Annotated in this window: 1 protein-coding gene; it reads right to left on the bottom strand. The window is 37.3% G+C overall.

What is annotated here, in order from left to right; all coding sequences use genetic code 11:
• Nucleotides 1–381: hypothetical protein (locus tag IU405_RS00460; protein WP_197436695.1), on the bottom strand; the 381-nt coding region annotated here is incomplete at both ends.

The following is a 381-nucleotide window of genomic DNA, read 5'->3' on the forward strand; positions in this document are numbered from 1 at the left end:
GTATTCACAGCTACAGGACAAGGAGTTACTGTAAAAGTAACATTAGCAGTAGAAGCATTACAACCACTAGCAGCAGCAATCGTATATCTAATAGTTACACTTGTGTTAGAAGCAATATTAGCAGGTGTATATGTATTTCCAGAAATTGTTCCACCACCAGAAACAACAGACCAAGTTCCACCAGAAGGAGAACCCACTAAAGTTTTTGTTTGATTTTCAGTGATTGAAGCAGTTGAAGTCGTATTCACAGCTACAGGACAAGGAGTTACTGTAAAAGTAACATTAGCAGTAGAAGCATTACAACCACTAGCAGCAGCAATCGTATATCTAATAGTTACACTTGTGTTAGAAGCAATATTAGCAGGTGTATATGTATTTCCA

The sequence above is a fragment of the Polaribacter sp. BAL334 genome, assembly GCF_015767435.1.
Lineage (GTDB): Bacteria > Bacteroidota > Bacteroidia > Flavobacteriales > Flavobacteriaceae > Polaribacter.